Origin of the sequence: Megasphaera sp. UPII 135-E (assembly GCF_000221545.1) — a bacterium.
GTDB lineage: Bacteria > Bacillota > Negativicutes > Veillonellales > Megasphaeraceae > Megasphaera > Megasphaera hutchinsoni.
The window spans coordinates 1-19,024 of record NZ_AFUG01000030.1 but is presented as its reverse complement, the minus strand read 5'-3'; the positions used below and the strand labels follow the sequence as shown (position 1 = coordinate 19,024).

21 protein-coding genes are annotated in these 19,024 nt (G+C 36.3%); 9 read left to right on the top strand and 12 right to left on the bottom strand.

What is annotated here, in order from left to right:
• Window positions 1-204: 204 nt before the first annotated feature.
• Window positions 205-624 (top strand): SoxR reducing system RseC family protein, encoded by a 420-nt coding sequence (locus HMPREF1040_RS04295; RefSeq protein ID WP_007392694.1) that lies wholly within the window; start codon window positions 205-207, stop codon window positions 622-624.
• A 36-nt stretch (window positions 625-660) separates the two neighbouring features.
• Window positions 661-1,509 (top strand): DNA/RNA non-specific endonuclease, encoded by an 849-nt coding sequence (locus tag HMPREF1040_RS04290; RefSeq protein ID WP_007392695.1) that lies wholly within the window; start codon window positions 661-663, stop codon window positions 1,507-1,509.
• Between the two features lie 60 nt (window positions 1,510-1,569).
• Here the strand turns inward: HMPREF1040_RS04290 and HMPREF1040_RS04285 are convergent, their stop codons facing one another.
• A complete protein-coding gene (locus HMPREF1040_RS04285) occupies window positions 1,570-2,472 on the bottom strand; it encodes a LysR family transcriptional regulator (protein WP_007392691.1) in 903 nt (300 codons plus the stop codon).
• Between the two features lie 201 nt (window positions 2,473-2,673).
• On the opposite strand from HMPREF1040_RS04285, the gene dinB reads away from it, so the two are divergent.
• The 3 genes from dinB to HMPREF1040_RS04270 all read left to right on the top strand — a co-directional run bounded on the left by dinB (window position 2,674) and on the right by HMPREF1040_RS04270 (window position 5,029).
• Window positions 2,674-3,861: a DNA polymerase IV gene (dinB, locus tag HMPREF1040_RS04280; RefSeq protein WP_007392702.1), complete on the top strand. Its 1,188-nt coding sequence runs from the start codon at window positions 2,674-2,676 to the stop codon at window positions 3,859-3,861.
• Window positions 3,862-3,875: 14 nt separating this feature from the next.
• Window positions 3,876-4,175 carry a hypothetical protein gene (locus tag HMPREF1040_RS04275; protein WP_007392698.1) on the top strand — a complete coding sequence of 100 codons (300 nt, stop codon included), beginning with the start codon at window positions 3,876-3,878 and terminating at the stop codon, window positions 4,173-4,175.
• A gap of 200 nt (window positions 4,176-4,375) precedes the next feature.
• Window positions 4,376-5,029 (top strand): amidohydrolase family protein, encoded by a 654-nt coding sequence (locus tag HMPREF1040_RS04270; protein WP_141557797.1) that lies wholly within the window; start codon window positions 4,376-4,378, stop codon window positions 5,027-5,029.
• A 309-nt stretch (window positions 5,030-5,338) separates the two neighbouring features.
• On the opposite strand, the gene HMPREF1040_RS04265 is transcribed toward HMPREF1040_RS04270, so the two are convergent.
• The 11 genes from HMPREF1040_RS04265 to HMPREF1040_RS04220 form a co-directional block, all read right to left on the bottom strand.
• Window positions 5,339-6,181, bottom strand: a complete 843-nt coding sequence (locus HMPREF1040_RS04265) for an Mrp/NBP35 family ATP-binding protein (RefSeq protein WP_007392685.1) — start codon at window positions 6,179-6,181, stop codon at window positions 5,339-5,341.
• Window positions 6,182-6,199: 18 nt separating this feature from the next.
• On the bottom strand, window positions 6,200-6,541 hold the full coding sequence (locus HMPREF1040_RS04260; protein ID WP_007392704.1) for a DUF134 domain-containing protein: 342 nt from the start codon (window positions 6,539-6,541) through the stop codon (window positions 6,200-6,202).
• Between the two features lie 48 nt (window positions 6,542-6,589).
• Window positions 6,590-7,720 carry a sigma-54-dependent Fis family transcriptional regulator gene (locus HMPREF1040_RS04255; RefSeq protein WP_255261331.1) on the bottom strand — a complete coding sequence of 377 codons (1,131 nt, stop codon included), beginning with the start codon at window positions 7,718-7,720 and terminating at the stop codon, window positions 6,590-6,592.
• A 41-nt stretch (window positions 7,721-7,761) separates the two neighbouring features.
• Entirely contained in the window at window positions 7,762-8,052 is a 291-nt protein-coding gene (locus HMPREF1040_RS08315) for a PAS domain S-box protein (RefSeq protein WP_007392689.1), read from the bottom strand.
• A gap of 83 nt (window positions 8,053-8,135) precedes the next feature.
• Window positions 8,136-9,539: an AMP-binding protein gene (locus HMPREF1040_RS04250; protein WP_007392693.1), complete on the bottom strand. Its 1,404-nt coding sequence runs from the start codon at window positions 9,537-9,539 to the stop codon at window positions 8,136-8,138.
• A gap of 12 nt (window positions 9,540-9,551) precedes the next feature.
• Complete coding sequence (locus HMPREF1040_RS04245) at window positions 9,552-10,733, bottom strand: acyl-CoA reductase (protein ID WP_007392703.1); 1,182 nt, start codon at window positions 10,731-10,733, stop codon at window positions 9,552-9,554.
• On the bottom strand, window positions 10,720-11,787 hold the full coding sequence (locus HMPREF1040_RS04240; protein WP_007392688.1) for an acyl-protein synthetase: 1,068 nt from the start codon (window positions 11,785-11,787) through the stop codon (window positions 10,720-10,722). The genes HMPREF1040_RS04245 and HMPREF1040_RS04240 overlap by 14 nt, the downstream gene beginning before the upstream one ends.
• A complete protein-coding gene (locus HMPREF1040_RS04235; protein ID WP_007392700.1) occupies window positions 11,771-12,442 on the bottom strand; it encodes an MBL fold metallo-hydrolase in 672 nt (223 codons plus the stop codon). Before HMPREF1040_RS04235 ends, HMPREF1040_RS04240 begins: the two co-directional genes overlap by 17 nt.
• Window positions 12,443-12,679 carry a hypothetical protein gene (locus HMPREF1040_RS04230; RefSeq protein ID WP_007392692.1) on the bottom strand — a complete coding sequence of 79 codons (237 nt, stop codon included), beginning with the start codon at window positions 12,677-12,679 and terminating at the stop codon, window positions 12,443-12,445.
• Window positions 12,676-13,374, bottom strand: a complete 699-nt coding sequence (locus tag HMPREF1040_RS04225; RefSeq protein ID WP_007392701.1) for a hypothetical protein — start codon at window positions 13,372-13,374, stop codon at window positions 12,676-12,678. The genes HMPREF1040_RS04230 and HMPREF1040_RS04225 overlap by 4 nt, the downstream gene beginning before the upstream one ends.
• The gene (locus HMPREF1040_RS04220; protein ID WP_007392684.1) at window positions 13,371-13,670 is read right to left on the bottom strand and encodes a NifU family protein; all 300 of its coding nucleotides are present in this window, start codon (window positions 13,668-13,670) and stop codon (window positions 13,371-13,373) included. The genes HMPREF1040_RS04225 and HMPREF1040_RS04220 overlap by 4 nt, the downstream gene beginning before the upstream one ends.
• A 385-nt stretch (window positions 13,671-14,055) precedes the next feature.
• Between HMPREF1040_RS04220 and HMPREF1040_RS04215 the strand changes: the two genes are divergently transcribed.
• The 4 genes from HMPREF1040_RS04215 (at window position 14,056) to HMPREF1040_RS04200 (ending at window position 18,966) form a co-directional block, all read left to right on the top strand.
• Window positions 14,056-15,507, top strand: coding sequence for a 4-hydroxyphenylacetate 3-hydroxylase family protein (locus tag HMPREF1040_RS04215; protein WP_007392699.1), 1,452 nt, complete (start codon window positions 14,056-14,058; stop codon window positions 15,505-15,507).
• Window positions 15,508-15,602: 95 nt separating this feature from the next.
• The gene (locus HMPREF1040_RS04210) at window positions 15,603-16,901 is read left to right on the top strand and encodes an acetyl-CoA hydrolase/transferase family protein (RefSeq protein ID WP_007392686.1); all 1,299 of its coding nucleotides are present in this window, start codon (window positions 15,603-15,605) and stop codon (window positions 16,899-16,901) included.
• Between the two features lie 13 nt (window positions 16,902-16,914).
• Complete coding sequence (locus HMPREF1040_RS04205; protein ID WP_007392690.1) at window positions 16,915-18,348, top strand: hypothetical protein; 1,434 nt, start codon at window positions 16,915-16,917, stop codon at window positions 18,346-18,348.
• Window positions 18,349-18,366: 18 nt separating this feature from the next.
• Window positions 18,367-18,966 carry a hypothetical protein gene (locus tag HMPREF1040_RS04200; protein ID WP_007392697.1) on the top strand — a complete coding sequence of 200 codons (600 nt, stop codon included), beginning with the start codon at window positions 18,367-18,369 and terminating at the stop codon, window positions 18,964-18,966.
• Window positions 18,967-19,024: the final 58 nt, after the last annotated feature.

Genomic DNA, 19,024 nt, shown 5'->3' with positions numbered 1-19,024 from the left:
TTAAACAAAAAAAAGAGTACCGATACATCGGTACTCTTTTTTTTATTTGCTAGTATTTATTTGGAACGTATAGGCAGTATAGATAGTAAATTATCGTATTAAAATTTTATGTATCAGGCATTTTCTCTTGACGTTTTTTTTTATAATTATTACTATAATCTTATACTGTAAAAATAGGATTAGATTATAATTTGGAGGATGAATATGAAATTAGGAGAAGGTATAGTTGAGGAGATTATTGACAATAAATATGCTAGTATAAAAGTAAGTAGAGAACAATTATTTAGTGCTTGTAGCTCTTGTATAGGCGTGGAACGAGTGGTTGTCAAAGCACGAAATTTAGTGCAAGCTAAAAAAGGACAAGCTGTACGATATTACATGCCAGAGGGACATTTAATTTTAGGAGCCTTTGTCTGTTTTATTTTACCCTTATGTTTGTTATTTCTAGGAGGATTAGTCGGCTATTATGTTTCGCTTTTGTGGGGAAGCCCCGTATTTGCTTCTATTGTAGTGGGAACGGGGATTAGTTTAGCACTCATATTTATTATTTGGCGAGTTTGCGATCGGCGTATTTCTTTTTTGCTTAATACGGAACCATGTATATGTGAAATTATTCAAGATTAGCGTGTATATGCGTGATGGGAGGGGGGGAAAAAGAAAATGAAAAAATTATTTTTACTATTGATGGCGGCATTTTTAGTAACTTGGGGAAGCTATGGGAGTAAGATAAGCCAGCAGACTGATTCAGCGACACAAGTACATGAATATGTGCAAGCTGTTACGAAAAATGTAGATGAACAAGTTGAACCTTCAGGCACATTAAAAGATGTATATTTGGCTGGAAAGAATGTTCCTGATTATAATGGACATGATTATTACCTTATTAATCGAAATGTTCCCTTTTTTTCAAAGAGTGATTTAAATAAAAAAGCAGGGACAATTAAATTGTCTGAAATGGATGCATACGGTAGATGTCGAAGTAACTTTATGATTGTAGGACCCGAAACATTACCGCATGTGCCACGAGAAGGTATTGGCATGGTACGACCTTCTGGCTGGAGAACGATTAGATATGATTTTATTGAAAATAGATACTTGTATAATCGCTCGCATTTATTGGGATATCAATTATCTGGATTAAATGCAGAACGGCGCAATTTAATTACGGGTACAGAGTATTTTAATAAACGCTTGATGTTGCCGTATGAAAATCGAGTGGCGGAAACGGCGAAGCGAGGATTCCATATCGCTTATCGCGTAACACCGATTTATAAAGAGCGAGAATTAGTGGCACGAGGAGTTATTATGGAAGGGTACTCGATAGAAGATTCGGGACGTCTACATTTTAATGTTTTTGTGTATAATATAGAGCCGGGTGTAGTTATTAATTATGAAAATGGCGATAGTTATGCTCAAGATGATGCGGCTAGTATCGCAGAGAAAAAGGCTATTGAAAAGTCTATACGACGACATTATAAGCATAAGAAAAAAATAACTAATAGTACCTAATATTGGAAAAATAAAATCACTGCTTTTTATATAAAAAGCAGTGATTTAGTTGCCTGAAAATTATTTGTTTGCATTTGTTTTACTATAATATTCTTTAAATGATTGCACCCATGTTTGTGCTGGATGGGATAAAAATCCTTTACTTTTCCAAATCATGGCTAAGGTCCAGGGAATAACGGGCTTTGATAGAGGAATGCAAAGTGCTGTTTCAGGTTTTATTCGTTTGCAAATGCTTTGAGGTAACAATGCAATACCTAATTGCGAATGAACCATTTCAGAAATAAAATCCCAATGGCTACTTTGGCAGACGATCTTTGGTTGAGCTATAATATCTTGGTAAAAAGAGCGTATATAGCCATATAAAGTGAAAGAATTAGGATAATAAATAAGTGGTTCATCTTTTATTTCTTCCAAGGTTAATTCACTTTTTTTAGCTAAAGGATGAGTTGGCCATAAAACAACTTGAAGATTTTCACGATTAAAAATAAAAAAATTGTAGGGCATATCTGTTTGAATAGGTAATGCTACTATTCCTGCTTGGATTAAGCCGTCATCAATTGCCGAGATAACATCTTTAGAGCCGACTTCTGCTAATGCTAATTCGATACGGGGATAAAGTGACATAAAATGAGTGATAAAAGGAGATATAAATGAAGACCCAACCATAGGAGGTATACCAATAGCTAATTTTCCTGTATTTAATAAATGTGGAGAATCTATTTCTTCTTTTAAACTAGAAAAATTTTTAATAATTTCTTCTATTTTGGGGAGCAAATAAGCACCACGTTCAGTGAGTTCGATTGATTTTCCTTTGCGATTAAATAGTTGCACATCCCAATGTTCTTCTAGTGCTTTGATGCCTTTACTAATAGATGGTTGACTTATATGTAAAGCTTTGGATGCTTTTGTAAAACTTTTTTTGTGGGCCACTTCAACGAAGTAGGTCAATTGGAACAAATCCATGACATATTCACCTCTTTTGTATATTCTTATACTATCATATATTATAGTTTTTTTGAATAAACAAGTATTGAAAATATTAATAAATAAGTATGTAGGAAATTTGCTTGCATTATATGAGAAAGATGGTAGATTAAAATTATTTTATCTATATTGGGAGGTAAAATCGGTGTATAATAAAAATATCCTAATAAGGAGGACGATATGGGCTTACGTTGGGTTATGCATGTAGATATGGATGCTTTTTATGCATCGATTGAGCAACGAGATCATATTCAGTATAGAGGAAAACCAGTTATTGTAGGTGGTCTTTTTGACCGAGGTGTAGTGGCAACGGCATCATATGAAGCACGTGCATTTGGCGTGTATTCGGCAATGAGTATGAAATTAGCTAAACGATATTGTCCTGAGGGAATATTTATAGCACCTAGAATTGATTATTATAAGCTTATATCAGAACAGATATATCAAATTTTTCAGCAATATTCACCGCAAGTAGAGCGATTGTCTTTAGATGAGGCTTTTTTAGACATATCGGGTATGGAACGAAAGTATTCTCAATATACAGATATGGGAAGAGAAATTAAGCAAGATATTTTGAATCATATAGGATTAGTAGCATCGGTAGGTATTGGGCCGAATAAATTTATTGCTAAAATTGCTTCAGATATAGAAAAGCCGAATGGATTGGTTTTTGTTCCTTATGGACAGGAACAAAAATTTTTATATCCTTTATCAGTAAAACGGATTTGGGGCGTGGGAAAGATTACCGCTCAAAAATTAGAAAAATTAGGGCTTAGCCACATTGGCGATGTAGCCAATGCGTCTGTTGCAATATTGCGACAAGCGGTAGGAGAGCAGGCCAAGCATTTGAAAGCATTAGCACAAGGAGTGGATACACGACCTATTATTTCCCAACGAGAGCTTAAATCAATTAGTTATGAACATACTTATACAAAGGATTTAGTTACACGAGAAGAAGTATATCAAAAATTACGCATATTGGCGTATGAAGTGGCAGGTAGACTTCGTAAGCAAGGGGTAATGGGCAGAACGATAACATTAAAGATTAGAAACCATTTGTTTTATACGTTTACTCGTTCATTGACGAGTAAACAAGATGGCTTTTATGATGAAATAGAATTATATAATATAAGTTTGCAGTTATATAATAAGAGTAATATTCCAGGTTCCATACGATTATTAGGGTTAGGCATAAGCCATTTGTGTGTTTATCAACGACAAGCGGTGCTTTTTTCAGATAAGACAGAAAAATTAGAAAATCAAGAAAAATTAAATTATACATTGGATAGATTACACGAACGGTTTGGCAATAAAGTGATAATAAAAGGTTTTTTATTGGATAAGGATATTAATAATAAGAAAGATTAAATAGGGGGACCGACATGTCAATATATAAAGTTGCTGCACATACTGGTGCGAATGATAATGGATACATTGAATATAATACAGAAACAAAGGAAGTAAAAGCACATTTTTCAGCGGATAAAGTGTGTCAACGGGTAGTAGATTATTTGACGAAAGAACAGGAATTTCACTATTTTACAGGATTAACAACTTATAAAATGATTTGTGCTGTACCTACTAGCAATTTAGAAATTTTTAAATTGTCCTTATGTTATATTTGGACACGTGCCAACATATATATTGATTGGAGTAGACCAGTCGATATTGATGAGATATAGTTTATTCATCCACTACATATCCACAATTTGTGAACAATATGTGGATATGTTTTATAAAGGGCAAGGATACCTCATTTTGGTTTTGATAAAAAGTTTATAAAATGTGGATAACTTGGGAAGTTAGTTCTTTTAGGTAAAAAAAATAGCGTAATTAAGCTAAATATACACCATTTAAGTTATGCACATAAAGTGGATAACAGATGAAAATAAGACACCATTATTTGTCGGTTAAGAAAGGATTCGTGCATATGAAAGCAGTTATTGATGGCGTTATATTAACAAAGGGGAAGTTATTGTCGGGTTATGTTTTATTATATGAAGAAGCTATTTGGAAAATTATTCCTCGAAACGAAGTGCGTGTAAGAATGTGTACGGAAATAGTGGATGCAAATGGTGGTTTTGTAGTACCGGGCTGGGTTCATGTCAATGTAGACTGTAAAAAAGAAGGGTGTCGGCATTGGCAGCAAGTATTGCCATCTCAGGGAATTGTGGCATTTGTTCCTAGGTATGCAGAAGCGACTGCGTTTAGTAATAAAGGTGCAAGAGTTATGACTAATGGCTGTCTTGATGCTAGTTCTATGCTTGTGCTTAATAGAGATTCTTCTACGGCAGCATCGTTTATGACGGCTGTATGTGATTTTTTGAAAGAAGGGACATATTCGTTTACCGAGTGTATGCATATGTTATCAACGGTTCCTTTACAATGTTTAGGGTATAAGGATCGCGGTGAATTGCAAGAAGGATATGTAGCTGATTATTTGGTTTTAGATGGGGATACGTTGCAAGTAAAGCAAACAATTATATCTGGGGTAGTTGTATATGATAGTACGGATGGTAAGCGTATTATTCGTTAATCATTGTAGCTATTAAGACTTGAAATTCATGGTGTAAGATTACGTGAAAAAATGAGCGGATAGGATAAAATAGAGGTACAGTTGCATAAGAAGTAGGGCTTTTCAGACGAAGCTTTTTTATAGACCGCAAGGGGCGATTAATGGATATATTAATCTTTTTTGAGGAAATATGGGTGATATAGTAAAAATCATACGGTTTATTTTTTTTGCAATTGGAAGATGATCCGTGATTTAAACGATAAAAAAGCATCATCTCTTTATAGAGATGATGCTTTTTATTATTCCTTAGCCTATGTTTTAGGTATATTTTTAAATACCTACTTTGGCTAAAATATATTCCGCTGTTTCTTTTAGATAATTGGCTTTATATAATTCAATATCGCCTTGATCACAGAGCTGTGCTAGCGTTGGATCTATAGGCAATTTTGCAACATGAGCAATGCCATGTTGGTCGGCATATAATTGGGTTTGCCCCTTGCCAAATATTTCATGGCGTGAATGACAATCGGGACATTCAAAGTAGCTCATATTTTCGATTAGTCCGAGAACCGGAATTTTTAGCATGGTAGACATTTTTAATGCTTTTTCTACAATGAGGGAAACTAATTCTTGTGGGGAGGTAATGACTAAAATGCCATCAATGGGTAAAGATTGGAAAACCGTTAAAGGGACATCTCCCGTTCCAGGTGGCATATCTACAAACATATAGTCTATATCACCCCAAGATACATCTGTCCAAAATTGTTTGACTGCACCAGAAATAACTGGACCACGCCAGACAACGGGGACGGCTGGATCTTCTAATAGCACGTTCATAGACATGATTTTTATGCCCGTTTTACTGAGAACGGGAAAAATGCTCTTGTCATCACCTTTTGCATGTTCGGTGATCCCAAATGCTTTAGGAATAGATGGACCGGTAATATCAGCATCTAAAATAGCTGTTTTTAGATGTTGTCGTTGCATTTGGATGGACATGAGCGAGGTAACTAGTGATTTACCTACGCCACCTTTCCCGCTTACAACGGCAATGATGTGCTTTACTTTACTGTTTGGATTGGGTGGAAGGGTAGTTGGTTTTTGTGGGGCACTATGACAACCTCCAGCTGATGGACAAGCTGAACAAGCTTCTTTATTACAATTTTCACTCATAAGAGCCATCTCCTTTAATTATCTTTTTTTTATTGCACAATATGGATACGTGCAGGTTTGTGCATTTGCACATAGCTTGATTGTTCCTCCTGCAATGCGTAGTTTTTGATTTTCTACGAGGGTACGTGCTAATTTGTATCTCGCTTTTTTATATATTGCGGTGACAGTAGTACGAGACACCTGAATTTGATGGGCACATTCTTCATGTGTTAGTCCTTCTAGATCAATGAGGCGAATTACTTCATATTCATCAATTCTGAGGGTAATGTATCCAGGGTTTTCTGTTGTACTTTCTAAAGGAAAAAATTCTTTTGCTTTGGGTAAGGAACAGATTCTTCTACCATGTTGGGGGCGTGACATCACACATTCCTCCTTGCCTGAGCTGGTTTTATTATAAAAATATTATTGTCATATGTCAATAATATGGGAAGATAACATCTCTTGACATCGTTTTCGGCGTCGGACAAATTTTGAAGGGGTAATATGTAATAATTTAGCGGCATCTCGCACCGTTCGGCCTTGCTCGTAGGCTTGTTGTAAATACATATATTCAATAGAAGTTAATACTTCATCAAGATTGAGTGGAAGTTTTTGTGGTGTTACTGCTTGTGTTGCGATATGTTTGCTTGATGGGACGAGTTTATCCGATAAGTCTTTAGTAGATGGAGGACGTAAAATATGTAAATCCTCTGGTTCGATTTTATTTTCAGGACTAATAATTATAGCTCGTTCTACTATATTTTTTAATTCGCGGATATTTCCAGGCCAATTATACTCTTGTAAGACTTGACAGGAATAAGAAGAAAATGATTTATGAAAAGAATATTTTTGATTTAATTTAGCTAAGAATGATTCAGCCAAGGGGATGATATCTTTTTGACGTAAACGAAGTGGGGGAAGGGCAATGGGAAATACACTTAAACGATAGTACAAGTCTTCACGGAACAATTTTTGTTGAACCATTTCTTTAAGATTGCGATTGGTGGCAGCGATGATGCGTGTATCGATTTTTATAGGTTTTGTGCCACCGATGCGCATAATTTCCTGTTCTTGCAATGCTCGTAATAATTTTACTTGCATGTCTTTTGGCAATTCGCCTACTTCATCAAGGAAAAGAGTGCCTTTATTAGCTAATTCAAATAAGCCCATTTTTCCATTGCGGTTAGCACCTGTAAAAGCGCCGCTTTCATAACCAAATAATTCACTTTCTATTAAGTTTTCTGGAATAGCCCCACAATTTACTTTAATAAAACTGTCATGGCAGCGGTGACTATGCTGATAAATATAGTGAGCCAACACTTCTTTTCCTACCCCTGTTTCACCTAATAATAAAACGGTTGTATCTAAAGGGGCAACACGATTAGCCAGTAATACAGATTGTAAGGCTGATTCATCTTTTATAATTAGCTCATCTTTAATAAGCGTTTCTTGTAAATGCGTTAATTCTAAACGAAGTCGCTCTACTGTTGCATTTTTTCGTTCTACCGCTTCTTTTAAGTTGTAAATTTCACTTAGATCGCGAACATTTGTTACGACCATAATAAGATTACCTTGGGTGTCAAAAATAGGGGAACTTGTCACTAAGGCTTCTTTGCCCGTTTTAAATTTCTGCTGTAAGGTAACGGGTTTTTTTTGTGAATAACTAGAAGTGATGCCGACTCAGAGATTATTTTTTGTGTTACGAGATCTTTCATGTTTTTACCGATGACATCTTCTTTTTTTAAGCCGGTAATAGATTCATAGGCGGTATTTATTCGTAAGACATAGGCATCTTTGTCAGTAATAAATATACCATCAAAGGAGTGTTCAATAATGGCATTTAGATGGGTGTTAGCATCTTCGATAGTTGAGAAAAATTCTTGTTTAATCATACACTATATCCCCCTGTACACAGAGAACTAATGATAATTTTATTATAGCATAAATATATATTTTTTTGAAAATTTTATATACTTTATTGTAATGATGTGGGTAATTGAGTATATTGCACTTTTCCTGAAGAGTTAAGAGGAATTTTGGGGATGACATTAATTTTGTACTGTTGAGCATGTAAGCCAAAAGTTTCACTCAGGGTAGTATGAAGTGTGGGAATAGAATCTATTGTTGTAACAAAAATTTGCAGATAATCATCTGTTCCAGTACATGCTATATGGGGAGAGTTTATTTTGGTTTTTAGAATTTGTTCGGCTTCATCTAAATTAAATCTTTTTCCCGCTAATTTTATAAAGCGTTTTTTTCTGCCAACAATATAAAAATATCCATCTTCATCTTTATAGGCGATATCTCCTGTAAATAACTTTCCTTTAAATTCATCTTCCTTTTTTAAATCATCACGAGTTTGGGCATAGCCGAGGGTTACATTTTTTCCTTCATAATATAATTCGCCTGAAATATGATCTTCCGTAATTTCCGTATGATTATTTTCCATGATTTTAAAGGTTCCACCAGGGATGGCGATGCCGATGCTGCCTAGTTTTTTTAAACATTGATCAGAGGGCAAGTAAGACATCCGTGCAGTTGCTTCAGTTTGACCATACATCACGATAAATTGTTTGCCTGACGATTGGGCAAAGGTGCCAAATTTTTCTTGTAGGGGTTTGCCAAGGCGACCACCAGCTTGAATTAATAAGGTTAAATGGGGGAGACTCATTTTTGTAAAGCCGATTTTATCTAGACAGGCGTACGTAAATGGGACCCCAGCTAAAGAGGTTATTTTTTCATGTTGACAAATGTGCCAAAATTCTTTTTCAAATAAGGTGTGCTGAGTTAAGCGAATTGCGGCACCGCAATATACATGACTATGGATAACGGATAAACCAAAGGTATAATGCATGGGTAGGGTTGATATCGGGTATTGGTTAGACGTTAAGTTTAAATAGGTGGCAATAGAAGTAGCATTTGCGTGTAAATTTGTATAACTTTGGCGAACTAATTTGGGACTTCCCGTGCTACCGGAGGTGGTTAATAATAAGGCTAGTTCTTTATATAGTTTACAGGCGGGCGCTGGATTTTTATAAACGCCGTAATCGGCAATAGTATATAAGGGGGGGATTGTGGTGGATTGGTGTGGTTGGAAAATGTATTCGGGTTGATACTGGCATAGTATATGTTGTTGCAATTCTGGTGCAAGTGTTGAATCTATCATAATGGGAACGATACGGTTTTGTAAGCAAGATAAATAAGATAATAAAGAACCAGCCGTATTATTACAGAAAATGGCAACTAAAGTGCGTGAGGGAATATATGTTGCAAGGCATGCCGCATGCGTATACCAATCATTATAGGAATATAAATGATTGGTATCATCTGTACAGAGTGGACGGGTAGAGAGAGGGGTAAATGTATCAAAAAAGTACATAATGAAAACCTCCTAATGAATGTAACGAGATAATGTGTCAATAATATGTATGCCATCCCAAATAATATCCATCGTTAAGGCTTGACCAAAGGGAACAATGCGATCTATACCAGCGAGTTGTTGTTCGATTACTTGTCGACGTAATGATATGATATCTTTGGCGAAAGTTGTAACGGTTTGTATTTTTTTGTTTACATGAGGCCAAAATTCATGGATATCCTCATATTCTATTTCAAAAAAAAGACCACTAATACCACGCAAGGTACTTATGTCTTGAGGTAACGTGGATAAGGTATAGACATATAAGAAATTAGTATAGGTGGAAATACTGCCGGGAATATTCAAGGATAGTGCATATCTCCATAATTGATTATATTTTAATGTTACTTTATCGCTGGTTAATTTATAAGAAGAACTTTTTTGGGCGAGCAAAGACCACCATATTTTTTTTGCTTGATGACAATCTTGGGGAGTACCAACCCAAATGATGATTTGAGGGGAGGCACAACCATTCTGATCAACGTGATAGGTATCCATATAGAAATGGTGTATTGCCGTTTCTTGAGATTCGTGTGATAGTTGTAGTAATGTTTGGGCATAGATAATGGCAATAGAAGAGCGATCCCTAAATACGAGTTCTATAGCATGGGGAGGTAAGGGAATTTGTCGTATATTGGTTAATGTTGTATCACTTCCCCAGAGGATGCGACAGTCACAAAGACGAGAAAAGTATGCCGTTAGAGTTGGGTCTTTATCGTATAAAATAAAGGCATTTTGTTGTTTTAAAGCGGCGTATTGTGGTTGTTGCAATACTGTTTGCAGGATGGTGATGACTTGTTGGGCATGGTTGTATATACGAGGAGAAATACGGATGATATTGCCATTACCACTTAATAAGGATAAGAGAAAGCTATAGGCGAAAACTGTGGGTATATTACTAGGTGGAATATGGAATGATAAGCCGCGTCCCAAGCGATAGTGAGGTTGTTGTAAGTTGGTCTGCCATTTTTTTATTTGTTGAGGGCGTAACCAAAAAGCTAGGCTTTTCCAATCAGGTGATAAAGAAGGATTTTTTGATAATTGGGTTCTGAAGTCAGCAATAAAGGATTGGACGATGGGAGAAAATGGTACAGCGGGAATCGTTTTTTGCGGGATGTGACCAGCTAATAGTTTATAGGCGTTATCGATAGACATCACTACACCCCCTTAGTTCGGTATGTGGAATGCGTCCTAGGACATTAAAATATTTACCTTTTCGGCCACAGGGACAATCATCTATGCCTAGAAGAATTCCTCTATCTTCGGTAAGGATACTATGCCCAGGGTAGGCCGTTGCTAAGGGTGTTAGTACTTGGATTATACCTGTTTCGTTTGTTTTGCAGGGCACAAAGGTTTGAGGATGGCGTATAATGATATCGGAGAATATTGAGGCATGAAGGTGACCATATTCGCACTCTATATAAATACAGCCTGTTTGTTCAGCCATGCCATAATAATTATAAATATGGCGTAGTTGGGTTTGATTTTGTAAATTTGTTTTAAATGTATTAGGAGAAACGGCAATGTGGGACATTTTTTTCCAACCTCCTCCATGGATCAGGATAGCATTAGATAAATCTAACGTATACTGACATTGGTGTAAAGCTTCATAAAAATAACGCCATATCATAAAAGTAAAACCAAAAATAAAGAATGGTTGCGTAGCATATTGCTTTATTTCATTTAATACATCCATATTTAAGGATAAATCTGGATGGAGGGCAAAATATTTTTTCTTGGCGAATAGAGAAAAACCTAAAATGGCAGCACTACGAGCATTAAAACTTTCTCTGTTTGTTAGTACTTCTGGGGTATCTATAATAAGCATGGGTAAGCGTTTGCTCCCTAGTATTTGTTGACCTAAAACGCATAGCACTTGTTGTTGTATTTGGGCATTTTTTTGATCCAAATAGATATGAGATACCGCTTGTCCTGATGTTCCAGACGAAGTAATTATTTTAAAAACATCTTTGTCAGGAATACTTTTTAGCGTCATATTTTTAAAAATAGATATAGGAATAAAGGGTATTTCTGATAAGGTTGTAGCTTTTTTATAATTAAATATTTGGAGTGCGTGGTTATAAGGGGGGCACTGGTGACGATGATAGTCTGTTAATTCATTTAAATAAGGAAGATAAAGGCTTTCTTTTTCTTGTTGGGAAATGTGATAGGGGGAAAAAGAAAGCCAATTTTCATAGTCCGTAAGCATGTTTTTGTTCCTCCGTAAGAATAAAGTGGGAACCATGACCAGGATAGGTGAGTAAAGAGAGGGGTAAGGACTGCAAGCGAGGTCTGCCCTTTTTTTCATATGCCAGGGGATCGCCACCAGGTAGACGAGTAATTACTTGTTCGCCTGGAATAAAATAATCACCGGAAAATAAAATGGAATGATCAAAGATAAAACAAGTGCTACCTAAGGTATGTCCTGGTACTTGGAGGCAGGCACAGTGATAAGAATTCCATGTAAAGGTATGCGTATTGACAAAGGTAATATCCGCAGGGGCACAGGTGAATTCGGGATAAGGGGTGGTACATAATTGATGGGTACGAAAATATAAATACGTTTCCATAATGTGACTCATATTCCGTTTGCTATTTTGAATACCGTTACTACAATCAGTACTGGCTAATACAGGGCAATGATATATTTCGCGGAGACGATTTAAGCCAGAAATATGATCACAGTGTTCATGGGTTAGGAGAATTAACTCAGGATATAAATGATTTGCGGTAAGATGAGATATAATCGCATCGGGAAGATTAGGATCAATAATAAGGGCGTGTTGTTCCATAGAAATGATATAACAATTGCTAGTCGTTAGCGGATCGGTTATACAGGCGATGTGATTTGCTAAGATGTTCATTTATATGTCTACACCGTATTTGCGTAAAATGTCTAATCCTTTTTCAAAGGAACTAAAGGCTAATACATCGGGCGTGTCAATTGAAATATCAAATGCTTCTTCTATATCCTCCATTAATGTCATATGACCTAACGAATCCCATGTTTTGATGCTGCGGTATTTTAAACCGGGTAATTCATTTTCTGTTACTTTTAAAATAGTCATAAAAATTTTTTTATATGTTTCTAAATTTGTCATAATAAAACCTCGCTTTTATAAATAAATATGTTTTTAGGAAAGTGACAACGAATATGTCCACGTAATAGAGGCACATCCGTATTGGTATATCCCGTGCAAGATAACAATCCGCTGTATTGGCGTTCCTTTTCTAGTAGGGACTGTAATTGCAAGGTTATTTTGATGGTTTGCGGAACTTTCATAGATAAGTAAAAAGATAAAGTCTGTTTTACTGTTTGTAATTCTGGATGGGGATATAATGACTGCAATGTTTGTGTTATGAGCATGATAAAGATTGCTTTTGGTATCATGGGATTTTCTCTCATGATGGGGATAGTTTTTCCAATAAGTGTATTGTTAAAAGCGTGATAATCTTGTAGTTGTTTCCATGTAAGTGGGTAAGATTGTGTATACGTTTGATGTAAGAAAATAGGAATGCTTGTGGGAGGAAGTTTTTTTTCTAGAGAGTCTATAGACAAATCAAGGGTATTTAATTGGTGTGGAGAAGTAATGAATTTAACTTGTTTTGTTAATAACGCAGTTACTTCTGGACATGTGGTAGGACAGCCGCAAATGACCAAACATATATCGCAATATTGCGTTTCCGGATCATAGATATAGGTATAGTGCGGATGATTTTTTATAAAGTTATTTACTGCTTGTGTGCGGTTGTAACGGCAATTACAGCCTCCACAATATTTTATTCCCACATTCATGAGTGTTTCGCACCTTTAGATTTTTGTAACATTTGTTTGGCTGTTTCGATTAACGAAGCACTTACGCCAAAGGCTAATTGTACGCGTTTGACTTCTGGAAAATGCTCTTGCACGGTTTGTGTGATTAATTCCTCTGTAGTTATTAACGCGGAAGGACAGCCGCTGCATTGTCCTGTAAGACGAATATGTAGATGGTTGTTTTCATATGAAATAATTTCTACATTTCCTCCATGTGATTGGAGGGATGGTCTAATTTTTTCGTTAAATAAAGATTCCAATTGTGTTAATGTAGGCATCAGAAAACCTCCTTTTAGTATTTAATAAAATATATGCAAGATTTGTGCCAAATAACAGATGAGGTAAAAAACAGTAGTACAAAGAGAGATACATCAGCCTAATAGAAAATAAGTTTCATTACCGTTTCAATTGTGAAAAAAATATCTTGATTGTTTTAAAAATGCAACAAGATAAATCGAATTTTGTTTTAAAAATAGAATTATATACATGAAAAAGTCATATATATATAGGAATTATATATATGACTTTTTAACATGAATAACGTGAAAAAAATGCATGAAAAAGAAAAGAAATAAGCGAGTTGGCACAATTTTTGCATATACATTAGTGACGCACTAATAGAGTGCTATATAAGCCGTTATATTTATAGAGAGGATGATTAATATGGCATTAATGACAGGTGAACAGTATGTAGAAAGTATGAGAAAATTGAACATGCAGGTGTATATGTTTGGAAAGAAAATCGAATGTCCCGTAGATGATCCGATTTTACGTCCATCATTAAATTCTGTGAAAATGACTTATGATTTGGCCCAGTTACCAGAATATCAAGATTTGATGACCGCTGTTTCTCCTTATACGGGAAAACGTGTGAATCGATTCACGCATATTCATCAAAGCACACAGGATTTGATGAATAAAGTGAAAATGCAACGGTTATTGGGACAAAAAACCGCAGCATGTTTTCAACGTTGTGTAGGGATGGATGCATTTAATGCTGTATTTTCCACTACGTATGACATTGATAAGAAATATGGTACTACCTATCATGAAAATTTTAAAAAGTTTTTATTAAATGTACAAGAGCTTGATTATACTGTAGATGGTGCTATGACAGATCCGAAAGGTGATCGTGGGTTGGCACCGCATGCACAAGCGGATCCAGATTTATTTTTACATGTTGTCGAAAGACGTCCCGATGGCATTGTGGTTCGTGGAGCAAAAGCACATCAAACTGGTTTTATTAATTCGCACGAAGTTATTGTTATGCCGACAATGGCTATGGGTGAAGATGATAAAGATTATGCAGTTGCTTTTTCATGTCCAACTGATGCTGAAGGTATCTTCATGATTGTTGGTCGGCAATCTTGCGATACTCGTAAATTAGAAGGGGCTGAAATGGATACAGGCAACCCTACTTTTGGTGGTATGGAAGCATTGGTTATTTTTGATGATGTATTTATTCCGAATGATCGAATTTATTTAAATGGTGAATTTGAATTTGCTGGTGTCTTGGTAGAACGCTTTGCTGGATATCATCGTCAATCTTATGGCGGTTGTAAAGTTGGTGTAGGTGATGTCTTGATTGGTGCTGCGGCAGTAGCAGCTGATTATAACGGATGCCCGAAAGTATCGCACATAAAGGATAAAATTATTGAAATGCAGCATTTAAATGAAACCTTATTTGCTTGTGGCATTGCGTGCTCTGCTTTAGGTACAAAGACGGAATCAGGAAATTATTTGATTGATTTATTGTTAGCGAATGTATGCAAACAGAATGTTACTCGGTTCCCCTATGAAATAGTTCGGTTAGCGGAAGATATTGCAGGTGGATTAATGGTAACAGCACCATCTGAAAAAGATTTGCGTGATCCCAAGATTGGACCGTATGTTGATAAATATTTACGTGGGGTTGCTTCTGTATCTACGGAAAACCGGTTGAAAATTTTACGTTTAATTGAAAACTTGAGCTTGGGAACAGCGGCGGTTGGTTATCGTACAGAATCGATGCATGGAGCTGGTTCACCACAAGCACAACGGATTATGATTTCGCGACAAGGCAATTTACGTATGAAAAAGGCGTTAGCTAAAGAAATTGCACATATTAAAGAATGAGCCTAGACATTTGTTATCAGCATAGTTGACGTAGTCTCAAGCATACTGATGACACAGTATGCTTGAGACTTATTTTTAAAAAGGATGTGAGTAATGTGCAGGATTGGAAAGAAAAATATGCAGGAAAAATAGTATCTCCTGCAGAAGCGGTAAGTCATGTTAAATCTGGAGATAAAATTGTTTTTTCTCACGCTTGTGGAGAATCTCAGGTGTTAACGGAGGCATTGGTTAAACAAGCTGACCGATTGAAAGACGTAGAAATTATTCATATGGTAGCGATGGGTGCGGCGAAATATTGCTTGCCTGAAATGGAAGGCCATTTTCGGCATAATGCGTTATTTGTAGGGGCGACTACACGGGAAGCGGTAGAATCGGGGCGAGCTGATTATACGCCTTGCTTTTTTCATGAAGCACCGCGGTTATTTACAGATGGTACGATTCCCGTTGATGTAGTTATGTTACAAGTAAGTGAACCAGATGAAAATGGCATTTGTTCTTTGGGGATTTCTGTTGATTATACGCAAGCTGCTGCAAGTGTAGCTACATTAAAAATCGCTCAAATTAATAAGAATATGCCTTATACCTATGGCAATGGTATTCATTTAGATGACTTAGATTATTTGGTTATTAAAGATGAGCCGATTATTGAATTACCGCCACCTAAAATAGGGGAAATTGAACAGCGTATTGGTGAACATGTAGCTTCGCTTATTCAAGATGGAGATACACTTCAACTAGGGATTGGTGCGATTCCCGATGCGGTATTATCCTTCTTAGGCGATAAAAAAGATTTAGGTATTCATTCGGAAATGTTTTCGGATGGGGTTGTTGATCTAGCGGAAAAAGGAGTTATTACGAATCGCAAAAAAAGTTTAGATCCAGGAAAATTCCTTTCTTGTTTTTTAATGGGTACGAAAAAGTTATATAACTTTATTGATCATAATCCTGATGTTATTATCAGACCCGTAGATTATACGAATGATCCCTTTGTAATCTCTCAAATTGACAACATTATTTCGATTAATTCAGCGATGCAAGTAGACCTGATGGGGCAAGTAAATGCTGAAATGATTGGATTGCGTCAATTTAGTGGCGTAGGCGGACAAGTTGACTTTGTTCGGGGTGCAGCAAGAGCTAAAGGGGGCAAAGCGATTATTGCAATGCCATCGACAACGGGTAAAACTAAAAAAATATCAAAAATAGTGCCCTTACTTGATCGTGGGGCTGCGGTTACTACTTCACGTAATGATGTGGACTATATTGTGACGGAATTTGGGATTGCTGCATTACATGGAAAAACGTTACGGCAAAGAGCAAAGGCATTAATTGCGATAGCTCATCCTGATTTTAGAGCATCGTTAGAAGAGGAATTTAACGCACGGTTTGGGTTGTAAAGGAGGAATAATTATGTTTGGACCTATGTTTGCACGAAAAGCAGGGGAGATTCAACCAGGTATTAAGTTACCTATATTTAATTTAGTATTTCGGTTACCATTTATACATTATCGGTTTGAATGGCCTGATTATGTTCAAGGACTATTGTTATGTGCGGTTTGTTTAGGGATTATTCCTGTATTACAAGAATATTTAGGGATGCCCTTTGAAATAGCTATTACGATTGTTATTATGAATGGTTTTTTGTATACATGGCACGCCCATTTGGGTGATCCTGTTGTACCTGGTTGGATCACACCGGCTATACCATTGTTACTATTGTGGCTGTCAGGTTTTTCACATGAAACGGCCGATCGGATGCATGCACTTATCGCCTTTGAATTTGAATTAGGGATTTTGACTTTTTTCTTAGGTGCTACAGGTTTAGCAAAACGTGTGGTTGATTTAGTTCCAGATGCTTTAAAATCAGGCATTTTAATTGGAGCGGGTATTGCAGCGGTTCGCTTAGTATTCAATACGGGAGGAAGTTTTGATAAATATCCCTTGACTATTGCCGTAGCGGTAGGTTTTGCTTTTTACTGTTCCTTTAGCAATCATTTTAAAGGAATTATGAATAAAAATCGCATATTTCGTTTGATTTCTGATTTAGGGTTATTGCCAGCGATGGTATTAGCCGTTATTATTGCTCCTTTAGTGGGAGAATTGCCGTGGCCATCGATAGAATGGGGATTTACACATCCGCATTTTATAGAGGTATTCACGCAATGGAGCCCTTTTGCCGAACGCATTGGTTTTCCATCTTTAGATTATTTTATTTCGGCCGCACCGTTGGTTATTGCTACTTATGTGGTGTTGTTTGGTGAACTCATTCAAGCGGATGCTTTAATTGATGAAGCAAGAGAGTTTAGACATGGGGATGAAAATATTCATTTTGATGCCAATCGTAATAATGTTATTGTGGGTGCTAGAAATATGGTTATGGCTTTAGCTGGCCCAGATTTATCCATGTGTGGTCCTTTATGGGCAGCGATGCAAGTGGTTATTTGTGAACGGTATAAGCATGGACGTGAAGCTATGGATAGTTTAATTGGTGGTGTTGCTTCTTTTAGATTAGGCACATTTACCGGTTATTGGCTATCGCCAATTGTTAGCTTTGTTAAACCTGTGTTGCCTATTGCCTTAGCATTGACGATGCTTATTCAAGGATATGTAGCGGTACGAGTTGGCGTGTTGCGTGCAAAAACGTTTAATGATCTAGGGGTAGCAGGTATTATTGGCGGTGTTTTAGTATCGCGAGGTGCAGCTATGGCCTTAGGCGTAGGTATTGTATTGTGTTTGATTATATATGGACGGCATTTTTTTGAACGAAAAATTCATTTGTATAACACGAAAGGAGACCCGCTATTTAATATTGCAGCTCAACATGAGCAAGAGAAAGGCGTTTAGTCGTAAATAGGTGAGCGTATGCAATATTATGGTGATTTATTAAGACGATTACAAAGGGAAAATCATACAGAAATTTGTCGATTTTTTGTTAAGACTTGTTTACAGCAAGTGAAACAGTATAGTCAGTCGGATAATGAAAAGCGGTTTTTTATGATGTGTGCTGTCTCGGCTAATGATAGCATTCATAAATTTTTAGCACAGCAAAAATGGAAAGCGACAGGATTTTGGCAGCATCGTTTGTATTTCTCTTCCGTAAAAAAAGAAATTCCTTATGTAGTAAAAGCCTATTTATCTTGTCTTTTACTAGTGTTAGGAAAACAGAAATCGTTAATTCTACAAAAGACGGGATTGACAGAAACCTTATTTATTCAGAAATGGGAGTTGTTATTCCAATATGACGTGGAGGATAAGCACCTATTTAATGAATTTTGTATGATTGTACAAGAATTGAATGGACGAGATATATTATTTAGTCGTTTAAGCAATTTATTGTATGAAAAGCTGAAAGGAAAGCAGATGTTGGCACCTTTGTCTAGTCAACAGAATAATACGTATATACAAGAGCTTATAGGGGAAGATGCGTATATTATTATGTGTAGATTACAGGAAATGATATAAATGAAAGGTCTTTTGTGGGGATCTACCTATAAAAAATACCAGGTACAAGACGTCGACT